The sequence below is a fragment of the Streptacidiphilus albus JL83 genome (genome assembly GCF_000744705.1).
Lineage (GTDB): Bacteria > Actinomycetota > Actinomycetes > Streptomycetales > Streptomycetaceae > Streptacidiphilus > Streptacidiphilus albus.
Window position 1 is genome coordinate 1,143,379 of the sequence record NZ_JQML01000001.1, and the last position, 23,801, is coordinate 1,167,179.

Here is a 23,801-nt window from a genome sequence, read left to right on the forward strand (position 1 = left end):
ACCGCACGCCGCCGCTCCCCGGTCAGGGCAGCGGCGGCGGCGTCGCGTCCGGAGCCCTTCCGGTCAGCGGCAGCGGATCGGCGCCGCTGAGCGCCGGGTCCTCCACCGCGAAGGTGTGGACCCGGCCGCGCACCGGTCCGGGCACCTCGAAGCGCACCGTCACCCGGCCCACCCGCTGCCCTGCACCCAGCCGTGGCCGTACTCCTCGTGCTCCACGTCCTGTCCGGGATGCCAGCGCCGGGCCGGTGCGGCCCCGGGGGGAAGGCCCTCGGCTCCCCCGGCCCGCCGTAGGCGGCCTCGGTCCCCCGGTGCCGTCCTGGGCCGGGTCCTCGCCCGCGGCCCGGCCCTTCCTCCCCACCGCCGTCCCGCCTCGGCGGCCTCGGCGGCCTCAGCGGCCTCGGCCTCGGCCTGGGCCTGGGCGAAGAGGTCCTCCTGGGTGAAGTCGGCGAGCCCGGTCACGCCGACACCGAGCAGCCGTACCCCGCCCAGCAGTTCGACCTGCGCCAGCAGCCGGCGGACCAGCCCGGCGATCACCAGCGGGTCGTCCGTGGGCGAGGGCAGGGTGGCCGAGCGGGTGAGGGTGGTGAAGTCGAAACGACGGACCTTGATCACCACGGTCCGCCCCGAGCGGCCGGCCGCCCGCAGTCGGCGGACGCAGCGCTCGGTGAGCAGGTCGAGTTCGAAGCGGATCCGGTCGACGTCCATCAGGTCGACCTCGAAGGTGTCCTCGACCGAGACCGACTTGGCGTCGCGCTCCGCCACCACCGGGCGCTCGTCATGGCCGAGCGCCAGCGCGTGGACGCCCGCGCCGTGCGCCCGGCCGAGCAGTCGTACCAGTTCGTCCTCGGGCGTCTCGGCCACCTGCGAGATCCGGGTCAGCCCGACCCGGCGCAGGGTGTCCGCCGTCGCCGGGCCGACCCCGGGCAGGGCCCGCACCGGCAGCCCGTCCAGCACCGCGCGCTCGCTGCCGGGCTCGATCAGCACCAGGCCGTCGGGCTTGGCCTGCTCGGAGGCGATCTTCGCGAGGAACTTGGTCCCGGAGAGCCCGACCGAGGCGGTCAGCCCGACCCCGGCCAGGATGTCGGCCCGCAGGTCCTCGGCCAGCGCACGGACCAGGGCGGCGCCCTCGGCCGGGCAGCTCTCGCGGATCATCGCGCCGTAGGGGCCGGCCTCCAGATCGACGAAGGCCTCGTCCAGGCTGAGCGGCTCGACCAGCGGCGAGAGCTCCCGCAGCAGCCCCATCACGAAGTCGCTGACCTGCCGGTAGAGCTCGAACCTGGGGATCAGGAAGGCCGCGTTCGGGCAGAGCCGCCGCGCCTGCGACATCGGCATCGCCGAGTGCACCCCGAAGCGCCGCGCCTCGTAGGAGGCGGTGGCGACCACCCCCCGGCCGCCGAGACCGCCCACCACCACCGGTTTTCCGCGCAGGCTCGGCTTGGACGCCTGCTCCACCGCGGCGAAGAAGGCGTCCATGTCGAGGTGCAGGATCGACGGCACGGACCGCATGCCCCGATCATCGCGCACGGGTACGACAATCCAGCTGAAGCGCTACTGCCAGCGCGCCAGGGCGGTCACCTGCGGGCCGAGGAAGGTCGGGTCCGGGTGGAACAGCACGTCGATCAACGCCTCCCCGGCCGCCGGCAGTTCGCGGACACCGCCGTAGTACCAGGTGGCGTCGTGCGGCTCGTCCACGCCGACGCCGTAGGCCTGGATGCCGACCGAGCGGCAGAGCGCGACCGCCCGGCGGACATGGAAGCCCTGGCTGACCAGCAGCGCGCTGCGCACCCCGAAGATCTTGGCGGCCCGGTCGCAGGAGTCCCAGGTGTGGAAGCCGGCGTAGTCGCGGACGATCCGGTCCGCCGGTACGCCGTGCTGCAGCAGGTAGGTCCGCATGGCGTCGGGCTCGTCGTAGCTGATCCGGTCGTTGTCGCCGGTGACCAGGAACGCCTTGGCCTTCCCCAGGTGGTAGAGCTGCAGCGCGGTGTCGAGCCGCGCGGCCAGGTACGCGCTGGGCACGCCGTCGTCGAGGCCGGCCCCGAAGACCACCACCACCGGCTCGGACGGCGCGTCGGCCACGGTGCGCAGCTGTCCGGCCGTCGACAGGTACAGCCAGGTGGGCGGCAGCATCGTCAGCACCGCCAGGGCCGCCACGAGTTGGAACGCCCGCCGCTGCCCGCGCCGGGTCCGCAGCCCGCTCCGCACCCGCCCCGGCAGCGCCCTCGCCCGCAGCCGCAGCCGCTCCGCCGGTATTCGCAGCCGCTCCGCCAGCGCCCGCAGCCGTACTCGCATCCAAGCCCTCCCGCGCATCGTTCCCGACGATGGGCGGACGCGTGGATCACCCGGCGCGGTTGCGGCGTCTCGCGAGCTCGTCGCCCGGGTCGTACCCGGCCAGGGTCTCCCCGGTGTCGGTGCGTTCGGCGTGGAGGGCGCCCAGCGCGGTCTCCAGCTCGCGGCAGGCCGCGCCGAGGGCGATGCCGAAGACCCCCCGGCCGCCCTCCAGCAGCTCCACCACCTGGTGCGGCGAGGTGCACTGGTAGACCGTGGCGCCGTCGCTCATCAGCGTGGTTCCGGGCAGGTCGACCGACTCGCAGGAGGCGAGCTCGCCGACCGCGGTCCGGATGCTCTGCAGCGACACCCCGGCGTCGAGCAGCCGCTTGACCACCTTCAGCACCAGGACGTCACGGAAGGAGTAGAGCCGGAGGCTGCCCGAGCCCTGGGGCGCCCGGACGCTGGGCTCGACCAGCCCGGTCCGGGCCCAGTAGTCGAGCTGCCGGTAGGTGATCCCGGCGGCCGCACAGGCGGCCGGACCCCGGTAGCCCAGCAGGGGGGACATGGGTTCGGGCGTGTTCGGGGCCGAGGGCTGCGCCGGGACGTGGCCGGTCCTCGGCTGGGGGAAGGGCGGGGCCGACTGCTGGGGCACTGTCCTGGCGATCGCCACCGGCTGCGACATGACCGCCACCGACTCCCAGCCGCCGCGTGGCAGCCGCGCCGGGGAATGGATCGGACAGGAGCCACCCGCGGCTGTTCTGTCGCCGGTGCTGCTCACGCGACCCTCCGTCCACTCGTACACCTGGGTCGCCACGGCGGGGTGCGGCAGGCCGCACCCAGGACGTCCACGTCCGACGGTAGGCAGTTGCCACACGCGCGTCAACGATCGCCACGCTGGGCACGCCGAGTGATATCAGCCCCAGGAGTGGTTTAGCGTGACCGGGACGGGGGTACCTGGGACCGGATGGCGGTGTTCGAACAGCCGGGTCCGGCAGGCCGCCGCTACTGGCTGCTGCTGCCGAAGTCCTCCGGCGAGATCTGGTCCAGGAACTCCCGGAACCGTTCGACCTCGTCCTCCTGCTCGTCGGGGATGGCGATCCCCGCCTCGTCCAGGACCCCGTCGCTGCCGTAGATCGGCGTGCCGGTCCGGAGCGCCAGCGCTATGGCGTCCGAGGGGCGGGCGCTGACCTCGACCCCGCTGGCGAACACCAGTTCGGCATAGAAGATGCCCTCACGGAGGTCGGTGATCCGCACCTCCGTGAGCTGCTGCCCGACCGCCTCCAGGACGTTCCGGAAGAGGTCGTGCGTGAGCGGCCGGACAGGGGTCATCCCCTGCTGGGCGAAGGCGATCGCCGTAGCCTCCCCCGGACCGATCCAGATCGGGAGGTAGCGGTCACCGCCCACCTCACGCAGGAGGACGATTGGCTGGTTGGAGGGCATCTCCACCCGGACACCCACAACGTCTAGCTCGTTCACACCTGCAACCCTAGGGTGCGGCGGCCCGATACTCCAGTTCTCAGGTCCGCCAACACGGTTCGGACGCCCCTCAGCCGCCGACCCGGGCCCGCAGTCCGGCCTGCACCAGCGCCGCGTGCAGCCGCACCGAGAGCGTCGCCAGCTCCCGCGCCATCGCCGCCGCATGGGCTCTGGTCTGGGGGTTGCGGTGCCGCCGCAGCGGCGCCACCACCTGCTCCACCAGCCCCACCTCGCGGTCGGCCGCGGCCTTCACCGCCCGCAGGTGCCGGGGCTCCAGACCGAACCGGCCCAGCTCCGACACCAGCCGGGCCACCTGGAGCATCTCCGGGTCGAAACCGCCGTCCGGGGCTGCGGCCAGCAGCCCGTAGGACTCCCAGTCGGCCAGCTGCTGCTCGCCGATCCCGGCCGCCGCCAGCAGTTCCGCCCGGCCCAGCCGCGGCCCGGGCACCGCGCCGGAGGCCGCGGCCAGCTCGTCGGTGACCGCCTCGGCCTCGGCGGAGTAACCGTTCGAGGGACCGGCCGGGTCCCCGGCCGGCGACGCAGCCGCCTCCAGGGCGTACGGCTCGCTCGCGGGCCCGGGCAGCGCCGGGGGCGCCTCGCCGGCCGCCAGGGCGTCCAGGTGCTCCCGGATCACCCGCAGCGGCAGGTAGTGGTCGCGCTGGAGGCGGAGCACCTGGGCGAGCCGCTCCACGTCCTCACCGGTGAACTTGCGGTACCCCGAGGGCGTGCGCTGCGGCTCGACCAGCCGCTCCGCCTCCAGGAAGCGGATCTTGGAGATGGTGACCTCGGGGAACTCCGCACGCAGTACGTCGAGCACCGCCCCGATGCTCAGCAACTGCCTGCCTGACTGCGTTCGCACCTGGGTTCACACGCTCCTCACTGCTGTTCAGTAGCCGCGGCGGCTCTCGAAGAACACCACGCGGTACTTTCCGATCTGGACCTCGTCGCCGGTGCTCAGGGGCACCTCGTCGATGCGCTCCCGGTTGACGTACGTCCCGTTGAGACTGCCGACATCCGCCACAGTGAACCCCGCAGGGTTGCGACGGAACTCGACATGCCGACGCGACACGGTGATGTCGTCCAGAAAGATGTCGCTCTCGGGGTGGCGTCCGGCCGTGGTCACTTCGGTGTCCAGCAGGAACCGGCTGCCCGAGTTCGGGCCGCGCCGGACCACCAGCAGCGCCGAGCCGGGGGGCAGGGCGTCCACCGCGGCCTGGGCCTCGGGCGAGATGGTCGGCGAGACGTTGGGCGACACCTCGGGCTCGTAGGCCTCCAGGCCGGAGATCGAGATGGTCGACGTCTGCTCCGAGGGCCGCTCCGCGCCGCCGCGGGCCCGCAGCGGGGCTCCGCAGTACGAGCAGAAGCGGGCCGCCTCCGGATTGCTGCTGCCGCACCGGCTGCACACTGCCATGTCTGTGGCCTCCTCTCGCGCCTCACCCGACCGGTCCTGCGCCGAGGGACCACCGGGGAACCCTCCACCGGAGGTTGAGGCTACCGCCTCGGGTGCTATGCGCGCCCCACCGACGCCGCCTGCGTGTCGGTCCGTCTCCCGGAACAGCGGACGCTCGCCGGCCGGCGCCAGGGAGTCGCCCTCGGCAGGAGCTCGCATCTCGGGAACGGACGAGCCGTAGCCCTCCTCGTCCGCTCTGCGGTGCCGGGCCGTGGGCGCTTCGACGGCGCCCTTACGGGACTTCCGGCCGAACAGCTTCGAGAAGAGACTCACGGACGATACCCCTTGCGTGACACGAACCCGCCCGAGGGGCAGGGTGAAGCCATCATGGACGTTGGACGAGAAGACTTGTCGACGGGGCCGAGTCCGACCCTGGTGGCCGTCATGGCTGCGCCGAGTGAGCGTAGTGAGCACGTCGGCGCGCTATCAAGGCCGACGCCTGTGGACCACCGATCCGAACCGCCTCCGCCCCCGTCACCCGCAGCACTGTCAACGTGCTGCGCAGCATATCCGGCGGAACGGTGCCGCCGGGGACGTTGATGGTCAACACGGCCCCGGGACAGCCGGTGGGGGGTGCCGTGAACCACCGGTCGGGGGCCCGGATTCCGGCGACATGCCGCGGACGTGGCTGAGCCTCCACCGCACCCACCTCCGTCCCCCGGTCCTCGCCCGGCGTGCACCGCCGACCGCGCGCGACGATCATCCTGCCACCCGTCGTACCCATCCTGACCACCGGGTGCACCACCGGCGGCGGTGCACTTCTCAGGCGGGCAGGGCGAGCCGTACGGGAGGCAGGACGTCTGTGATCATCGCGACGGTTCCGGGTCGGCACTGCCGGGCAGTGCCGCGGGTCAGTGGTCCGTCGTGCTCTCCACCACCTGGGCCCACTCGTCCAGCAGCGCCTGGGTCGAGGCGTCGTCGGGGCCCTCGGCCCACAGATGGGTGACGGCCTCGGCCGGGTCGGGCACCACCATCGTCCAGCGTCCGTCGGACTCGACCACCCGCACACCGTCCGTGGTGTCGACGTGGCGGTCCCCGGCGGCCTCCACCACCGAGCGCATGACCAGGCCCTTCGCCGACCAGGGGGTGGCGATGTCGCGCCGCTGGACATGGGCGCGCGGGATCCGGGCATCGATCTGGCTCAGCGTGAGCTGGGTCCGGGCGACCAGCCCGACCAGCCGGACGAAGGCCGCGGAGCCGTCGAACACCCCGTTGAACTCCGGGATCACGAAGCGGCCCTGACCGTCGCCGCCGAAGATGGTGCCCTCGGCCGAGGCCGCCCGGGTCAGGTCGTCCGGGGAGGTGGTCGTCCAGGTCACCTGGGTGCCGTGGTAGGCCGCGACCTGCTCGGCGATCCTGGTCGTGGTCACCGGCAGGGCGACCCGGCCGCTCCGGCCCTCGGCCGCCACCAGGTCCAGGAAGACCAGCAGCGCGCGGTCGTCCTCGATGATGTGGCCGCGTTCGTCGACGAAGGAGACCCGCTCGCCCACCGGGTCGAAGCGCACCCCGAACGCCGCCCGCGAGGACGCGACCAGCGCGCCCAGCTGGATCAGCCCGGCCCGGCGCTCCTCGGCGGTCTCGGTCGGAACGGCCTCGTCCATGCCCTGGTTGACGGTGAGCGAGTCCACCCCCAGCCGGCCCAGGATGCTCGGCAGCAGCAGTCCGGCGCTGCCGTGCGCGGCGTCGATCACCACCTTCAGCTGCGCCTCGGCGACGCCGCTGGTGTCCACCGCACGGTGCAGCGAACCCGCGTAGGAGTCGAAGACGGTGGAGGGGAAGGTCAGGTCGCCGATCTCGCCGGGGAAGGCCCGGCGGTACTCCTGGCGGGCGTAGACCCGGTCCAGCTTGCGCTGGCCGGCCTGGGAGAGGTCCGCGCCGCGCTCGTCGAAGAAGAGGATGTCCAGCGAGTCCGGCACCCCGGGCGTGGTCCGCAGCATGATCCCGCCGGCGCTGCCGCGCGCGGTGTGCTGCCGGGCCACCGGCATCGGCACGTTCTCCAGGTCACGGACGTCGATCGCGGAGGCCTGCAGCCCGGAGATCATGGCCCGCTTCAGCGCGCGGGCGCCGCGCGAGTGGTCACGGGCGATGGTGACCGTGGCGCCCTTCTTCAGCGTCGTGGCATAGGCGCCGGCCAGCCGGACCGCCAGCTCCGGGGTGATCTCGACATTGATGATCCCGGCGACGCCCCTGGCACCGAACAGGTGCTCCTGGCCCCGGGACTCCCAGATGACCGAGGTGTTGATGTAGGCGCCGGCCTCGATCGTCTTGAAGGGGTAGACGCGGACATTGCCCGCGATGATCGACTCCTCCTCGACCAGGCACTCGTCGCCGATCACCGCGCCGTCCTCGATCCGCGCGGCCCGCATCACATCGGTGTTCTTGCCGATCACGCAGCCGCGCAGATTGCTCTGCGGCCCGATGTAGACATTGCTGTGCACGATCGCCCGGTGCAGGAACGCCCCGCGCTTGACGACGACGTTGCTGCCCAGCACCGTGTGCTCGCGCAGCTCCACCCCGGCCTCGACCTTGGCGTAGTCGCCGATGTAGAGCGGCCCGCGCAGCACGGCCTCCGGATCGACCTCGGCGCCTTCCGCCACCCAGACACCCGGGGAGATCTCGAAGCCGTCGATGTCGACGTCGACCTTGCCCTCCAGGACGTCCGCCTGGGCCTTCACATAGCTGTCATGGGTGCCGACGTCCTCCCAGTAGCCCTCGGCGACGAAGCCGTAGATCGGCTTGCCCTCCTTGAGCAGCTGCGGGAACACGTCGCCGGACCAGTCCACGCTGGTGTCGGCCGCGACGTAGTCGAAGACCTCCGGCTCCATGACATAGATGCCGGTGTTCACGGTGTCCGAGAAGACCTGGCCCCAGGTCGGCTTCTCCAGGAACCGCTCCACCCTGCCCTCGTCGTCGAGGATGGTGATCCCGAACTCCAGCGGGTTGGGCACCCGGGTCAGGCAGACCGTGACCAGCGCGCCCTTCGAGCGGTGGAACTCCATCAGCTCGGTGAGGTCGAAGTCGGTCAGCGCGTCCCCCGAGATCACCAGGAAGGAGTCGTCCTTGAGCGCGTCCTCCGCGTTCTTGACACTGCCGGCCGTCCCGAGCGGGGTCTCCTCATTGGCGTAGGTGAGGTTCATCCCCAGTTCCTCGCCGTCCCCGAAGTAGTTCCGGACGAGCGAGGCGAGGAACTGGACGGTCACCACGGTGTCGGTCAACCCGTGCCGCTTGAGCAGCCGCAGTACATGCTCCATGATCGGCCGGTTCACCACCGGCAGCAGGGGCTTGGGCATGCTCGACGTCATGGGGCGCAGGCGCGTGCCCTCACCGCCGGCCATCACAACAGCCTTCATGTCGGGTGGACCCTCCTTGAGGCATAAGACGGGATCGGACTCTTCAGTCCAACGCGGCGCCTGTCCGAACCCGAACAAGTTGGCGTGTTTGCACCGCGTACAGGATGCCTGCCCACCAGTAGAGCGCTGTACCCCACCAAACGAACGCCCATCCAATGATGAATGCCACACTCCCGAGCCATCCATGCACGGTGGTGAGCAGCAGCAGCGGAAATGCGTACATCAGGTTGAACGTAGCCGCCTTGCCGATGAAGTTCACCTGGGGCGGGCCGTAGCCGTGACGCCGCAGAATCGGCAGCAGCGCGGCGATGAAGACCTCGCGGCCCAGCAGCAGCGCGGTCAGCCACCAGGGCATGATGCCGCGCCAGGTCAGTCCGACGATCGTGGACAGCACGAAGAGCCGGTCCGCGAGCGGATCCAGAAGTTGACCCAACCGGCTGATCTGGCCCCACTTGCGGGCGAGTTTCCCGTCGAGGTAGTCACTGACTCCGCTCGCCATCAGGATCGCGATGGCCCAGCCGTCGTTCTTCGGGCCGTGGAAGACGGGCCACAGAACCAGCCAGAGGAACACCGGGACGCCGACGAGACGTGCCATGCTGAGCACGTTGGGGATGGTGAGTACACGGTCTGTCTGGACGCGTGTCTCCTGAACCTCCACCCGGGAGCCTCCTGAGAGCGACGAACGATATAGGCCGACCCTACCGTTCCCCACCTGCGCCCACGGCCGAGGGGCGCGGCACCCGCGGTCCCGGCGTCGAGCCGAGCCAGGCGTCGATCCCCGCGACGGCAGCGGCCACCACCTCGGCCGGAGCGTCGCCGGTCTCCACCGAGGTCCGCGCGACGGCCGCGAGCTGCCGGTCGGTGAGCCCGAACGTGTCCCGGGCAAGCAGGTACTCCTCGGCCAGCGAGGAGCCGAACATCAGCGGGTCGTCCGTCCCGAGCGAGCAGCGCACACCGGCCGCCAGCAGCCGTGGCAGCGGGTGCTCGGTCAGCTCCTCCACCACGCCCAGGACCCGGTTCGAGCTCAGACAGACGTCCAGCGAGACCCCTCGCTCCACCAGCAGCTCCAGCAGCGCCGGATCCTCGGCCGCCCGGATGCCGTGCGCCACCCGGGTGGCGCCGAGCTGCTCCACCGCCGCCCGGACGCTGTCGGGTCCGCAGAGCTCGCCGGCATGCGGGGCGGAGGTCAGCCCCGCCTCCCTGGCGACGGCGAACGCCTCGGCGAAGGGCTCCGCCGGCGCGAACCGCTCGTCACCGGTCAGCCCCAGCGCATGGATCCCACGCCCGGCGTGCCGGGCCGCGAACCGCGCCAGCCGGACGGCCTCCGCCGGGCTCCGGTGCCGGGAAACCGCGATCGTCAGGCCGAAGCCGACTCCGCAGCGCTCCCCGGCCTGCCGACCGGCGTCGAGCACCAGCTCCAGGACCTGCTCCCCCGAGCCGAAGTGGTCATAGCTGTGCGGATCGAAGTGCGGTTGGACCCAGACCCCGCCGTCTGCGGCGACGTCCTCCACCAGTTCCGCCACGACCCGCCACAGGTTCTCCGGCCGGGCCGAGGTGGCCTCGAAGGCCGCGTTGAAGACGCGTTGGAAACCCGGGAAGTCGGTGAACCCGCGCGGATCCGGCGCAGAGCGTCCGTCCTCCGCCGCGAGCTCGGCCAACGTGGCCGGCCGCATCGCCGCCAGCAGATGCAGATGCAGCTCCGCCTTCGGCAAGGTCCTCGGATCACGCCGCTTCATATCCGTATCCATCCCCACCCCCATGACAACCCGAACATGCCGTCGGGAACGCCGAAGAGCCCCCTGACCAGTGGTCAGGGGGCTCTTCATCAAAGGTTGTTCGGCGGCGTCCTACTCTCCCACAGGGTCCCCCCTGCAGTACCATCGGCGCTGTGAGGCTTAGCTTCCGGGTTCGGGATGTAACCGGGCGTTTCCCTCACGCTATGACCACCGAAACACTATGAAGATATCGACTAACACGCTGCCGGAAGCAGGGGTCGTTTCTTCAGAACAACACAGTGGACGCGTAGCAACTATGGACAAGCCCTCGGCCTATTAGTACCGGTCAGCTCCACCCCTCACAGGGCTTCCACATCCGGCCTATCAACCCAGTCGTCTACTGGGAGCCTTACCCACTCAATGGTGGTGGGAGTCCTCATCTCGAAGCAGGCTTCCCGCTTAGATGCTTTCAGCGGTTATCCCTCCCGAACGTAGCCAACCAGCCATGCCCTTGGCAGGACAACTGGCACACCAGAGGTTCGTCCGTCCCGGTCCTCTCGTACTAGGGACAGCCCTTCTCAAGACTCCTGCGCGCGCAGCGGATAGGGACCGAACTGTCTCACGACGTTCTAAACCCAGCTCGCGTACCGCTTTAATGGGCGAACAGCCCAACCCTTGGGACCTACTCCAGCCCCAGGATGCGACGAGCCGACATCGAGGTGCCAAACCATCCCGTCGATATGGACTCTTGGGGAAGATCAGCCTGTTATCCCCGGGGTACCTTTTATCCGTTGAGCGACGGCGCTTCCACAAGCCACCGCCGGATCACTAGTCCCTGCTTTCGCACCTGCTCGACCCGTCGGTCTCACAGTCAAGCTCCCTTGTGCACTTACACTCAACACCTGATTGCCAACCAGGCTGAGGGAACCTTTGGGCGCCTCCGTTACATTTTAGGAGGCAACCGCCCCAGTTAAACTACCCACCAGACACTGTCCCTGATCCGGATCACGGACCCAGGTTAGACATCCAGCACGACCAGAGTGGTATTTCAACGACGACTCCACAACCACTGGCGTGGCCGCTTCAAAGTCTCCCACCTATCCTACACAAGCCGAACCGAACACCAATATCAAGCTATAGTAAAGGTCCCGGGGTCTTTCCGTCCTGCTGCGCGAAACGAGCATCTTTACTCGTAATGCAATTTCACCGGGCCTATGGTTGAGACAGTCGAGAAGTCGTTACGCCATTCGTGCAGGTCGGAACTTACCCGACAAGGAATTTCGCTACCTTAGGATGGTTATAGTTACCACCGCCGTTTACTGGCGCTTAAGTTCTCAGCTTCGCTCCGTCGAAACAGAACTAACCGGTCCCCTTAACGTTCCAGCACCGGGCAGGCGTCAGTCCGTATACATCGCCTTACGGCTTCGCACGGACCTGTGTTTTTAGTAAACAGTCGCTTCTCGCTGGTCTCTGCGGCCGGCCCCAGCTCGGAGTGCAAGACTCGTCACCAGTTCCGGCCCCCCTTCTCCCGAAGTTACGGGGGCATTTTGCCGAGTTCCTTAACCATAGTTCACCCGAACGCCTCGGTATTCTCTACCTGACCACCTGAGTCGGTTTGGGGTACGGGCCGCCATGAAACTCGCTAGAGGCTTTTCTCGACAGCATAGGATCATCCACTTCACCACAATCGGCTCGGCATCAGGTCTCAGCCTTAATGTGTGGCGGATTTGCCTACCACACGGCCTACACCCTTACCCCGGGACTACCACCGCCCGGGCTGGACTACCTTCCTGCGTCACCCCATCGCTCACCTACTACCCTGTTGGGTCAGCGGCTCCACCACTCCTCATCACCCGAAGGATCCGAGACGGCTTCACGGCTTTAGCATTCAGAGGTTCGACGTTGGCGCTTCAAAGCGGGTACGGGAATATCAACCCGTTGTCCATCGACTACGCCTGTCGGCCTCGCCTTAGGTCCCGACTTACCCTGGGCAGATCAGCTTGACCCAGGAACCCTTGGTCAATCGGCGCAAGAGTTTCCCACTCTTGTATCGCTACTCATGCCTGCATTCTCACTCGTATACCGTCCACGACTGGCTTCCGCCGCCGCTTCACCCGGCACACGACGCTCCCCTACCCATCACAGCCCCCGTTAGGAGTTAAGCTGCAATGACACGGCTTCGGCGGTGTACTTGAGCCCCGCTACATTGTCGGCGCGGAATCACTTGACCAGTGAGCTATTACGCACTCTTTAAAGGGTGGCTGCTTCTAAGCCAACCTCCTGGTTGTCTCTGCGACTCCACATCCTTTCCCACTTAGCACACGCTTAGGGGCCTTAGCCGGTGTTCTGGGCTGTTTCCCTCTCGACCATGGAGCTTATCCCCCACAGTCTCACTGCCGCGCTCTCACTTACCGGCATTCGGAGTTTGGCTAAGGTCAGTAACCCGGTGGGGCCCATCGCCTATCCAGTGCTCTACCTCCGGCAAGAAACACGCGACGCTGCACCTAAATGCATTTCGGGGAGAACCAGCTATCACGGAGTTTGATTGGCCTTTCACCCCTAACCACAGGTCATCCCCCAGGTTTTCAACCCTGGTGGGTTCGGTCCTCCACACGGTCTTACCCGCGCTTCAACCTGCCCATGGCTAGATCACTCCGCTTCGGGTCTTGGGCGCGCTACTAAACCGCCCTATTCGGACTCGCTTTCGCTACGGCTACCCCACACGGGTTAACCTCGCAACACACCGCAAACTCGCAGGCTCATTCTTCAAAAGGCACGCAGTCACGACAGCTATGTGCAAGCACATGCTGCGACGCTCCCACGGCTTGTAGGCACACGGTTTCAGGTACTATTTCACTCCGCTCCCGCGGTACTTTTCACCATTCCCTCACGGTACTGTCCGCTATCGGTCACTAGGGAATATTTAGGCTTAGCGGGTGGTCCCGCCAGATTCACACGGAATTTCTCGGGCTCCGTGCTACTTGGGAGAAACTCAAGAGAGCCGTACAGGTTTCGTCTACGGGGGTCTTACCCTCTACGCCGGACCTTTCGCATGTCCTTCGACTACCCATACGGTTTCTGACTCTCGGACCGGCCGGCAGACCGATCAAGAATTTTCCCACGACCCCAACCACGCAACCCCTGCCGGGTATCACACATGACTGGTTTAGCCTCATCCGATTTCGCTCGCCACTACTCTCGGAATCACGGTTGTTTTCTCTTCCTGCGGGTACTGAGATGTTTCACTTCCCCGCGTTCCCTCCACACTGCCTATGTGTTCAGCAGCGGGTGACAGCCCATGACGACTGCCGGGTTTCCCCATTCGGACACCCCCGGATCAAAGCTCGGTTGACAGCTCCCCGGGGCCTATCGCGGCCTCCCACGTCCTTCATCGGTTCCTAGTGCCAAGGCATCCACCGTGCGCCCTTAAAAACTTGGCCACAGATGCTCGCGTCCACTGTGCAGTTCTCAAGCAACGACCAGCCACCCATCACCCCCACACCACAACGGCATGAAGTTCACTGGGGCCGGCGTACCGAAGACAGACCTTGCGGCCGTGCCCTCAGGACCCAACAACGTGCCCGACCCGACCAACACCCACAGAACTTTCCACGCCGAAGCAGTACTCGTGTCCATGACGATGATCGCGCCGAATAGTCAACGTTCCACCCATGAGCGAACCAGCACCGGACAGTCGCCGGTGTACTGGCCCTCTGCCCGACCGAAGCCGGGAGAAGAGCTCCTTAGAAAGGAGGTGATCCAGCCGCACCTTCCGGTACGGCTACCTTGTTACGACTTCGTCCCAATCGCTGGTCCCACCTTCGACAGCTCCTTCCCTTACGGGTTAGGCCACCGGCTTCGGGTGTTACCGACTTTCGTGACGTGACGGGCGGTGTGTACAAGGCCCGGGAACGTATTCACCGCAGCAATGCTGATCTGCGATTACTAGCAACTCCGACTTCATGGGGTCGAGTTGCAGACCCCAATCCGAACTGAGACCGGCTTTTTGAGATTCGCTCCACCTCGCGGTATCGCAGCTCATTGTACCGGCCATTGTAGCACGTGTGCAGCCCAAGACATAAGGGGCATGATGATTTGACGTCGTCCCCACCTTCCTCCGAGTTGACCCCGGCAGTCTCCTGTGAGTCCCCGACATTACTCGCTGGCAACACAGAACGAGGGTTGCGCTCGTTGCGGGACTTAACCCAACATCTCACGACACGAGCTGACGACAACCATGCACCACCTGTATACCGACCACAAGGGGGCGACCATCTCTGGCCGTTTCCGGTATATGTCAAGCCTTGGTAAGGTTCTTCGCGTTGCGTCGAATTAAGCCACATGCTCCGCTGCTTGTGCGGGCCCCCGTCAATTCCTTTGAGTTTTAGCCTTGCGGCCGTACTCCCCAGGCGGGGAACTTAATGCGTTAGCTGCGGCGCGGACCACGTGGAATGTGACCCACACCTAGTTCCCAACGTTTACGGCGTGGACTACCAGGGTATCTAATCCTGTTCGCTCCCCACGCTTTCGCTCCTCAGCGTCAGTAATGGCCCAGAGATCCGCCTTCGCCACCGGTGTTCCTCCTGATATCTGCGCATTTCACCGCTACACCAGGAATTCCGATCTCCCCTACCACACTCTAGCCTGCCCGTATCGAATGCAGACCCGGAGTTAAGCCCCGGGCTTTCACATCCGACGTGACAAGCCGCCTACGAGCTCTTTACGCCCAATAATTCCGGACAACGCTCGCACCCTACGTATTACCGCGGCTGCTGGCACGTAGTTAGCCGGTGCTTCTTCTGCAGGTACCGTCACTTGCGCTTCTTCCCTGCTGAAAGAGGTTTACAACCCGAAGGCCGTCATCCCTCACGCGGCGTCGCTGCATCAGGCTTTCGCCCATTGTGCAATATTCCCCACTGCTGCCTCCCGTAGGAGTCTGGGCCGTGTCTCAGTCCCAGTGTGGCCGGTCGCCCTCTCAGGCCGGCTACCCGTCGTCGCCTTGGTAGGCCATTACCCCACCAACAAGCTGATAGGCCGCGGGCTCATCCTGCATCGCCGGAGCTTTCCACGCACACCCCATGCGGGGATGCGTCGTATCCGGTATTAGACCTCGTTTCCAAGGCTTGTCCCAGAATGCAGGGCAGATTGCCCACGTGTTACTCACCCGTTCGCCACTGATCCACCCCGAAGGGCTTCACCGTTCGACTTGCATGTGTTAAGCACGCCGCCAGCGTTCGTCCTGAGCCAGGATCAAACTCTCCGTGAATGTTGTCCCGTAATCGGGTCAGCACTCGCGTTGAGCGGCACAGCGACCGGCGGAATAGCCGATCCCGTGCACTGCGTCCTCGCTAGTGTTTACTACAGTTTTTCCCAAAGGAACCTCGTCCGTCCACATGATGTGGCCGGACGGGGTATCAACATTTGGCGTTGACTTTTGGCACGCTGTTGAGTTCTCAAGGAACGGACGCTTTCTTCAAGACCCTTTCACCGGTCTCTCCGAGCGCTTCGTTTCAATGTTACTGCGTTCGTTCTTCGTTGTTTAGCTTAGCAGACCGTTTCACCAGTCCGTTTCGCCAGTTCCTGCTCCGTCTTCCCGCGCCGTTTCCGGCCCGTTCCGACGAGTGAAACTCTAGCGGTTTCTCGTCAGTGACGCGAATTCCGCGCAATTCCCGGAAAAGCGCACGACAAAGAAGACCGTGCAGGATGTTCAGGGGATTGGTCACCACCACGGCTCCGCAGGGCAACCCACAGAACGTTACGCAGGCCATCGCCGCATGTCAAACCTGGTGAGCCTCGCCGGTCATCGCGTCGAGCAGGGCGACCGCCGCCGCCCGCGCCAGCGCCGCTGCGGTGGGGTTGTGGTCGATACGGGCCGAGATTGCGGCGCCGTCGTACAGGAGCACGAACTGACGGGCCAGCAGTTCCGGCTCGGGGACGCCGGCGTCCCGCGCCAGGCCGATCGTCAGATTCCTGAACCAGGAGCGGTGCTTGTTCGCCGCCTCGCTGATCGGTTCACTGGGGCGGGCCTCAGCGCTGGCGTTGACGAAGGCGCAGCCGTTGTAGCCCGGGCGGGTCAGCGACGCGTCGAGTGCGTCGAAGATGGCGAGCAGCCGTTCCCGGGGGGTGTCGTAGCGCTCGATCGCTTCGATGATCCGAAACCGCCTGGCCTCGTGGCGCCCTTCGAGATAGGCGCGGATCAGGCCGTCCTTGTTGCCGAAGGCGTTGTAGAGGGTCGCCTTGGCGACGCCGGCGCGCTCGATCACCCGGTCGATGCCGACGGTGTGCACGCCTTCCTCGTAGAAGAGCTCGTCGGCAGCTGCCAGTAGCCGTTCCCGGGCGGTGGTGCGCTCGGTCGGCCCGTCCGTGGAGTGCGTCGCAGTAGCCATGCCTTGACAGTAACAGACAGGTCTGTCTACCGTCGGGGGACTAGACAGACCTGTCTGACTAGCCCCCTCTTCGGCGAAAGAAGCATCCGGTGTCCCTGCTAGTGCCAGATTCCCGGGCGATGGATCGCCCCGCCCGCCGCCGAACCCTTCCGAAGGGCGTCGCCTTCTTCCTCCAGGCCTCGCTCGTCGTCTCCTTCCTGGCCGCATCCAGCTCGCCGACCCCGCTCTATGCCGTCTACCAGGCCGAATGGGGCTTCTCTCCGATCACCACCACCGTGGTCTTCGGCATCTACGCCCTGGCCGTGCTGGCCTCCCTGGTGACGCTCGGGAAGCTCTCCGACCACATCGGGCGCCGCCCGATCCTGCTCGTGGCGATCGCGCTGCAGATGGTGACGATGGTGGTCCTCACCACCGCCTCCGGTGTCCCCGACCTGCTCGCCGCGCGCATCGTCCAGGGGATATCCACCGGGGCCGCACTCGGCGCGGTCGGGGCCGGGATGCTGGACCTCGACAAGGCCAAGGGGACGATTGCCAACGCCGTCACGCCGATGACCGGCACCGCGACCGGGAGCTTCGCCTCCGGGCTGCTGGTGCAGTTCCTGCCGTTCCGCACCCACCTGGTGTATCTGGTGCTGCTGGGGATCTTCCTGCTCCAGGGCGTGGGCGTGGCACTGATGGCCGAGACCTCCTCGCCCAAGCCCGGGGCGCTGGCCTCGCTGCGACCTCAGCTCGGCGTCCCCCGGGCCGCACGGCGGCTGATGCTGGTAGCAGTCCCGGTGCTGATCGCGGTCTGGGCACTGGCGGGCTTCTACGGCTCGGTCGCGGCGTCGGTGGTGCGCGTGATCGTCGGCTCCGACTCGGCGCTGCTGGGCGGCCTCGCGCTCTTCGTCCTCGCCGGCTGCGGTGCTCTGAGCGTGCTGCTGCTGCGGACCCGGCCGGCCCGGCAGGTCATGCTGCTCGGCGGCCTGGCCCTGATCGTCGGCACCGGCGGCGTCCTGCTCTCCGTCGACGCACGCTCCACCGTCGGATTCTTCCTCGGCACCGCCGTGGCCGGGGTGGGCTTCGGCGCCGGGTTCCAGGGCGCGATCCGCACGGTCGTCCCGCTGGCGGCGGCGCACGAGCGCTCGGGGCTGCTGTCCACCGTCTATGCGGTGTCGTACCTGGCCATGGGACTGCCTGCGGTGATCGGCGGCGTACTGGTGGTGCACGGCGGCGGGCTGCTGCCGACCACCCGCGAGTACGGCCTGACCGTCATGGCGCTCGCCGCGCTGGCCCTGCTGGGGCTGCTGCTGGTGCGCAGCAGCCCCAGCCCGGTCGACGCCCCGGTCGGGACGTCGGCTCAGCGACCCGCGAGTGCGTCCAGCGACGAGCGGTCCAGGCCGCTGGCCGCCTGCACCTCCGCCGCGTCCACCGCACCGCAGTCGAGCCCGCGCAGCAGGTAGCCACTGAGGGCCTTGGCCGTGGCCGGTTCGTCCATCACATCGCCGCCGGTCCTGGCGACATAGGCGCTGAGGCGGGCGGCGGCCTGGTCGAGCCCCTCGCGGTAGAAGGTGTAGACGGCGGCGTAGCGGGTCGGCAAGTGACCGGGGTGCATGTCCCAGCCCTGGTAGTAGGCGCGTTCGAGTGAGCGGCGGACCAGTCGGTGGTGCAGCCGCCAGGCATCGTGCACCTGGGCGGTGGGGCCGGTCGGAATGACGTTGGTGGAGCCGTCCGACAGCCGCACCCCGGTCCCGGCCGCGGCGACCTGCATCACTGCCTTCGCATGGTCGGCTACCGGGTGCTCCATGCTCTGGTACGCCGCGCCGACGCCGCAGGAGGCGCTGTAGTCGAAGGTCCCGTAGTGCAGTCCGGTCGCGCGCCCCTCGGACGCCTCGATCAGCCGGGCGACGGTGGCGCGGCCGTCCGCGCCGAGGATGGCCTGGGTGGTCTCGATCTGGATCTCGAAGCCGATGCGTCCGGCCGGCACGCCCGCCTCGCGCTCGAAGTCCTCGGCCAGCCGGACCAGGGCGGTGACCTGCTGCGGATAGGTGACCTTGGGCAGGGTGAGCACCAGTCCGTCCGGCAGCCGGCCGGCACCCTCGTCCAGCAGGGTGGTCAGGAAGAGGTCGAGCGTGCGGATGCCCCGGGCACGGACGGCGGACTCCATGCACTTCATCCGGATGCCCAGGTACGGCGGTGCGTCACCGTCCGCGACGGCGCGGGCGACCAGGCGGGCGGCGTGGACGGCGGCGGCGTCCTCCTCCGTGTCCGGGCGCACCCCGTAGCCGTCCTCGAAGTCGATCCGCAGGTCCTCGACCGGTTCGCGTTCGAGCTTGCTCCGGACCCGGTCGTAGACGTCCTTGGCCGGCGCACCCTGCGGGTGGCCGAGGACTCCGGCCAGGGTGTCGGCGTCGGGGGCGTGCCTGTCGAGCAGGGCGAGCGCCTGCCGGCCCCAGTCGCCGACCAGGGCGGACACCGTCGTGTCCGTGAGTGCGTCGGCCGGGACGTAGACGGTGTGCACGGGCTGTCGGGTGGCCGGCTCGCCCGGGTAGCGGCGCAGCAGCTCGCGGTCGACCTCGGCCAGCGCGGCGTCCACCGCCGCGCGCGCGGTCCGGGTGAAGGTGGTGGCCACGGCGCGGCCCCGGCCGTCCCGGTCCTCCCGGTCGGTCTCGCCCTGGTGCGGCATTCCGCGCCCCTCTCATCCTTCAACAGATTGTTGATCGCTGACGAGAAGGTATCCGCCCCCCATTCGCGCGTCAACAGTCTGTTGTACGGATTCGGCGGGAGCTGCAAGATCGAAAATGCGTTGACAGGCCGGGACCGCGCCCGGGAGGGTCACGCTCATGCCGTCCCGCCCCAGTGCCCCGCAGTCCCCCCTCGCCCCACTCCGCCACCGGGCCTTCCGGGCACTCGCATTCGGCCGGGCCATCAGCCTGCTGGGCAACGGCGTGGCACCGATGGCACTGTCGTTCGCGGTGCTCGACCTCACCCACTCGGTCAGGGACCTGGGGCTCGTGGTCGGCGCCCGCTCCCTGTTCAACGTGGTGTTCCTGCTGTTCGGCGGGGTGCTGGCGGACCGGCTGCCACGGCATCTGGTGCTGGTCGGCTCCGGCGTGCTCAGCGCCTGCTCGCAGGCGGCCGTGGCCACGCTGGTGCTGACGCACAGTGCGACCGTGCCGCTGCTGATCGTCCTGTCCGCCGCCAACGGCACCTTTGCCGCGGTGTCGATGCCGGCCTCCTCCGCGCTGGTGCCGCAGACCGTCCCGCCGGAGCTGCGGCAGTCGGCCAACGCGCTGAACCGGATGGCCGCCAACACGGCCTCCATCACCGGGACGGCGCTCGGCGGGATGCTGGTGGCCGGCGTCGGCCCCGGCTGGGGACTGGTGGTCGACTCGGCGAGCTTCGCCCTCTCGACGCTCTTCTTCGCCCAGGTGCGCATCCCCGCGAAGGCCTCGGACGAGGTGGATCCGGTGCGACCCGGCCTGCTGAGCGAACTGCGGGAGGGCTGGTCGGAGTTCGTCTCCCGCACCTGGATCTGGGTGATCGTGCTGGCCTTCGGCTTCATCAACGCGGCCTTCGCCGGCGGCGTCACCCTGCTCGGGCCGGTGATCGCCGACAGCAGCTTCGGACGCAGCAACTGGGGCTTCGTGCTCGCCTCGGAGACCGTCGGGATGCTCCTCGGCGGAGCGGTCGCCCTGCGCTACCGCCCCCGGCACCTGCTGCTGGTCGGCTGCGTCTGTGCGGGCACGCTGGTGCTGCTGCCGCTCGGGCTCGCCCTCGGCCTGCCGGTGTCCGTGATGCTGTTGCTCGGGCTGGTCAGCGGCGTGTGCATCGAGCAGTTCAGCGTCGCCTGGGAGACCTCGCTCCAGCAGGAGGTGCCCGCCGACCGGCTCGCCCGGGTCTACTCCTACGACATGGTCGGCTCCTACGTCGCCATTCCGCTGGCACAGATCACCACCGGGCCGCTCGCGGCGGCGGTGGGCGTGCGGCCCGCGCTGTACTGCGCGGCGGGGGTGATCGCGCTGAGCACGCTGGCCATGCTCTCCGTCCGCGAGGTGCGCACCTTCCGGGTCGGCGGCGCACGGCCGGAGGCCGAACCCGCCACCGAGCCCGCCACCGAGCCCGCGCCGCTGGAAGCGGCGGGCTGACGGCGGCTCGGGACGGCGGCCCACACCGCCCGCCGGCACTGCCGGAGCCGGGCGCCGTCCTGGGGAGGTGGGGGCAGGGGCGGCACGGGACTATTCGATCCTGAGTCCGTGCTCCTCGGCGATCCGGCGCACCAGCGCGAGGACGGCGGTGCCGATGGGCTCGCGGACGACCTCGGTCGCCGAGTCGTCGTAGGGCGTCGGCTCCGCGTTGACGATCACCACCTCGGCTCCCCCGGCGAGGGCGAGGTCCACCAGCCCGGCGGCGGGATGGACCCGGAGCGAGGTGCCGACGGCGACGAGCAGGCTGCAGGCCACGGCGATTCCGCGGGCCTGGTCGAGCACCACGGGGTCGAGGTTCTCGCCGAACATGACGGTGGCGGGCTTGAGGATGCCGCCGCAGGCCCGGCATACCGGATCCGCTTCGCCGGCCCGCACCCGGTCCAGGGCCTCGGCCATGTCGCCGCGCACCTTGCAGCCGACGCACTGGGTCAGGCGGGCGGTGCCGTGGAGCTCCAGCACCTTGCGGGCGCTGACGCCGCCGAGCTGGTGCAGTCCGTCGACGTTCTGGGTGAGCACGCGCAGCGGCACGCCGGCCCGTTCGAGCAGCGCCAGCGCGCGGTGGGCGTCGTTGGGACGGGCGTCGAGGACCCCGGTCTCCAGCCGCATCCGCCAGGCGCGGCGGCGGACCTCGGGATCGTCGAGGTAGGGGCCGATGGTGACCAGCCTCTCGGCCCCCGGATCGCGTCGCCAGAGCCCGTTCGGGCCCCGGTAGTCCGGGATGCCGGAGTCGGTGGAGAAGCCGGCTCCGCTGAGCACGGCGACGAGCGGGAGGTTCTGCGGCATGGCTGAACGGTATGGCTGCCGCCGGTACCCGGGCGACCGGTTTTCGGCGGCGCGCGGGCGGGCGGTGGTTACGACCGTCAGCAGCGGGAATCACCCTCCCGGGACATATGAAAGATTCTTCATGTATTCGGGTACAGTGTGGGACGTCCCGACAGCTGCGCGGTCCGTCCGCGCGTCCCCGACCGAGGAGGTCCCTGATGAGTCAGGTCCACGACCACGACCACGACGCGCACGACCACGGCGGCAGCGGTCACGGCGGTCACGACCACGGCTCCGGCGGCGGTCACGCGGGCCACAGCCACAGCGTGTCCGCCGACGCCGACCGGCGCTTCCTCATCGGGGCACTCATGCTGATCGCCGGCTTCATGGTCGGCGAGGTGATCCTCGGCTTGCTCGCCCACTCGCTGGCGCTGATCTCCGACGCCGGCCACATGCTCACCGACGCCGCCTCGCTGGTGCTGGCCCTGGTGGCGATGCGGCTGGCCGCGCGCCCGGCGCGCGGGTCGCTGACCTTCGGCCTGAAGCGGGCCGAGATCCTGTCCGCGCAGGCGAACGGCATCACCCTGCTGGCGCTGGGGGCGATCTTCACCTACGAGGCGATCCGTCGACTGGTCTCCCCGCCCGGCGTCGAGGGCGGGATCGTGCTGGCGACGGCGCTGGTCGGGATCGTCGTGAACGTCATCGCCGCCTGGCTGATCTCCCGTGCCAACCGCAGCAGCCTCAATGTCGAGGGCGCCTACCAGCACATCCTCAACGACGCCTGGGCCTTCATCGCCACCGCCGTCGCCGGCCTGGTGGTGCTGCTCACCGGCTTCGCCCGGGCCGACGCCATCGCCACGCTGGTGGTCGCGGCGCTGATGTTCCACGCCGGCTACGGACTGGTGCGCGAGTCCGGCCGGATCTTCCTGGAGGCGGCCCCGGCGGGCCTGGACCCGGACGCCATCGGCGCCCAGCTCGCCGCCGAGCCGGGCGTGGTGGAGGTGCACGACCTGCATGTCTGGACGATCACGTCCGGCTATCCGGCGCTCTCCGCCCATGTGCTGGTGCGCGACGACCAGGACTGCCACGCGGTGCGCGGGCGGCTGGAGTGCTCACTGCGGGACGACCACCGGATCGAGCACACGACCCTGCAGGTGGACCACGCCACGCCGGAGCTGCTGCAGCTCGGCGCCTCCGCCGACGCCCACTGCGTGGACCCGCACGGCAGCTCGCACCGGCCCAGCGCCGCATAGCGCAGCACTCACAGGATTCACAGGAAACCTTCCCAGCAAGGCTGTTACCAATCTGTGATCATTTCATTCCGGACATCTCCATACAATCCGACAAGCTGCCCCTCCCCCTCCCCGGCACACTTGCAGGACGCTTAGTCGCCGCCCACCAACGTGACCGGCGCGAGGATGCGCAGCCTGTCCAGGCTGACCGAAGCTACTGAGGACCGATGACACAGAAGAAGCCCTCCAACGCCGACCGGCGCCGAATAGCGCAGGAGAAGATCGCCGCCCAGCGGCAGGCCGAGGCCGCGCGCCAGAAGCGGACCCGGCTCATCTCCATAGTCGGCGGCGTGGTCGCGGTCGCCGTCATCGCCGGCGGCGGCACCTGGGTCATCGTGCGCGCGAACTCTCACGCGAGCACCGTCGCCGCCAAGGCGGCCGCCAGCGACCCCTCCATCGACCACAGCACCGCGCTGCTCGCCACCACGTCGGCGCAGTCCACCGGCGGCACGGTCGACGGCGTGGTCGGCAGCAACGAGATGGAGAATCTCAACTACCACATCCACGCCCACCTGACGATCTTCGTCAACGGCGTCCAGAAGACCATCCCCTACGGCGTCGGCATCGTCCCGCCGTACCAGCTGGACACCTCCTCCGGCAGCGCCTTCGTCAGCGGTGGCAGCAAGTACTTCTACCTGCACACCCACGACGAGACCGGCATCATCCACATCGAGTCGCCGAACAACCACGTCTACACCCTCGGCAACTTCTTCGACGTGTGGAAGCAGCCGCTGAGCACCTCGCAGGTCGGCCCCGACAAGGGCAGCGTCACCACCTACGTCAACGGCAAGATCTACACCGGCGACCCGGCGGACATCAAGCTCAGCAAGTACGAGAACATCCAGCTCGACGTCGGCAAGAACACCCCCTTCCAGAACTTCAGCTGGCCCTCGGGCTACTAGGCCCGGGCTACTA

15 protein-coding genes, 3 rRNA genes and 1 pseudogene are annotated in these 23,801 nt (G+C 68.3%); 4 read left to right on the plus strand and 15 right to left on the minus strand.

Annotation, left to right across the window (positions count from 1 at the left end; all coding sequences use genetic code 11):
• Positions 1–22 precede the first annotated feature (22 nt).
• From BS75_RS43195 to BS75_RS05005, 13 genes and pseudogenes are all read right to left on the minus strand, one after another.
• Positions 23–1,506: pseudogene (locus BS75_RS43195) on the minus strand (DNA polymerase IV).
• Between the two features lie 42 nt (positions 1,507–1,548).
• Positions 1,549–2,289 (minus strand): SanA/YdcF family protein, encoded by a 741-nt coding sequence (locus tag BS75_RS04950; RefSeq protein ID WP_152646344.1) that lies wholly within the window; start codon positions 2,287–2,289, stop codon positions 1,549–1,551.
• Between the two features lie 46 nt (positions 2,290–2,335).
• Positions 2,336–3,046 (minus strand): MerR family transcriptional regulator, encoded by a 711-nt coding sequence (locus tag BS75_RS04955; RefSeq protein ID WP_034087318.1) that lies wholly within the window; start codon positions 3,044–3,046, stop codon positions 2,336–2,338.
• Positions 3,047–3,270: 224 nt separating this feature from the next.
• The gene (locus BS75_RS04960) at positions 3,271–3,744 is read right to left on the minus strand and encodes a bifunctional nuclease family protein (protein WP_034087319.1); all 474 of its coding nucleotides are present in this window, start codon (positions 3,742–3,744) and stop codon (positions 3,271–3,273) included.
• A gap of 70 nt (positions 3,745–3,814) precedes the next feature.
• Entirely contained in the window at positions 3,815–4,603 is a 789-nt protein-coding gene (gene ftsR / locus BS75_RS04965) for a transcriptional regulator FtsR (RefSeq protein ID WP_034087320.1), read from the minus strand.
• Between the two features lie 27 nt (positions 4,604–4,630).
• Positions 4,631–5,155 carry an FHA domain-containing protein gene (locus BS75_RS51860; protein WP_034087321.1) on the minus strand — a complete coding sequence of 175 codons (525 nt, stop codon included), beginning with the start codon at positions 5,153–5,155 and terminating at the stop codon, positions 4,631–4,633.
• An 890-nt stretch (positions 5,156–6,045) separates the two neighbouring features.
• Entirely contained in the window at positions 6,046–8,544 is a 2,499-nt protein-coding gene (locus tag BS75_RS04975; protein WP_034087322.1) for a mannose-1-phosphate guanyltransferase, read from the minus strand.
• 43 nt (positions 8,545–8,587) lie between these two features.
• Entirely contained in the window at positions 8,588–9,202 is a 615-nt protein-coding gene (gene pgsA, locus BS75_RS04980; protein WP_034087323.1) for a CDP-diacylglycerol--glycerol-3-phosphate 3-phosphatidyltransferase, read from the minus strand.
• A gap of 40 nt (positions 9,203–9,242) precedes the next feature.
• The gene (gene add, locus BS75_RS04985; protein WP_042440808.1) at positions 9,243–10,280 is read right to left on the minus strand and encodes an adenosine deaminase; all 1,038 of its coding nucleotides are present in this window, start codon (positions 10,278–10,280) and stop codon (positions 9,243–9,245) included.
• Positions 10,281–10,378: 98 nt separating this feature from the next.
• A 5S ribosomal RNA gene (gene rrf, locus BS75_RS04990) occupies positions 10,379–10,495 on the minus strand.
• 80 nt (positions 10,496–10,575) lie between these two features.
• Positions 10,576–13,699: ribosomal RNA gene (locus BS75_RS04995) — 23S ribosomal RNA — on the minus strand.
• Between the two features lie 307 nt (positions 13,700–14,006).
• Positions 14,007–15,525, minus strand: a 16S ribosomal RNA gene (locus BS75_RS05000).
• The 16S, 23S and 5S rRNA genes sit together here, the layout of an rRNA operon.
• A gap of 511 nt (positions 15,526–16,036) precedes the next feature.
• Positions 16,037–16,645: a TetR/AcrR family transcriptional regulator gene (locus tag BS75_RS05005; protein ID WP_042437505.1), complete on the minus strand. Its 609-nt coding sequence runs from the start codon at positions 16,643–16,645 to the stop codon at positions 16,037–16,039.
• Between the two features lie 119 nt (positions 16,646–16,764).
• Between BS75_RS05005 and BS75_RS05010 the strand changes: the two genes are divergently transcribed.
• Positions 16,765–18,087: an MFS transporter gene (locus BS75_RS05010; protein WP_063771455.1), complete on the plus strand. Its 1,323-nt coding sequence runs from the start codon at positions 16,765–16,767 to the stop codon at positions 18,085–18,087.
• Here BS75_RS05010 and BS75_RS05015 read toward each other — a convergent pair.
• Positions 17,985–19,310 carry a DUF6986 family protein gene (locus tag BS75_RS05015; RefSeq protein WP_152645763.1) on the minus strand — a complete coding sequence of 442 codons (1,326 nt, stop codon included), beginning with the start codon at positions 19,308–19,310 and terminating at the stop codon, positions 17,985–17,987. The genes BS75_RS05010 and BS75_RS05015 overlap by 103 nt on opposite strands.
• Positions 19,311–19,467: 157 nt before the next feature.
• Between BS75_RS05015 and BS75_RS05020 the strand changes: the two genes are divergently transcribed.
• The gene (locus tag BS75_RS05020; RefSeq protein ID WP_042437506.1) at positions 19,468–20,772 is read left to right on the plus strand and encodes an MFS transporter; all 1,305 of its coding nucleotides are present in this window, start codon (positions 19,468–19,470) and stop codon (positions 20,770–20,772) included.
• Between the two features lie 90 nt (positions 20,773–20,862).
• On the opposite strand, the gene BS75_RS05025 is transcribed toward BS75_RS05020, so the two are convergent.
• Positions 20,863–21,615 (minus strand): SIR2 family NAD-dependent protein deacylase, encoded by a 753-nt coding sequence (locus BS75_RS05025; protein ID WP_034087324.1) that lies wholly within the window; start codon positions 21,613–21,615, stop codon positions 20,863–20,865.
• A gap of 197 nt (positions 21,616–21,812) precedes the next feature.
• On the opposite strand from BS75_RS05025, the gene BS75_RS05030 reads away from it, so the two are divergent.
• Together BS75_RS05030 and BS75_RS05035 are read left to right on the plus strand one after the other, a co-directional pair.
• Positions 21,813–22,847: a cation diffusion facilitator family transporter gene (locus tag BS75_RS05030; RefSeq protein WP_034087325.1), complete on the plus strand. Its 1,035-nt coding sequence runs from the start codon at positions 21,813–21,815 to the stop codon at positions 22,845–22,847.
• Positions 22,848–23,053: 206 nt separating this feature from the next.
• A complete protein-coding gene (locus tag BS75_RS05035) occupies positions 23,054–23,788 on the plus strand; it encodes a hypothetical protein (protein WP_034087326.1) in 735 nt (244 codons plus the stop codon).
• Positions 23,789–23,801: the final 13 nt, after the last annotated feature.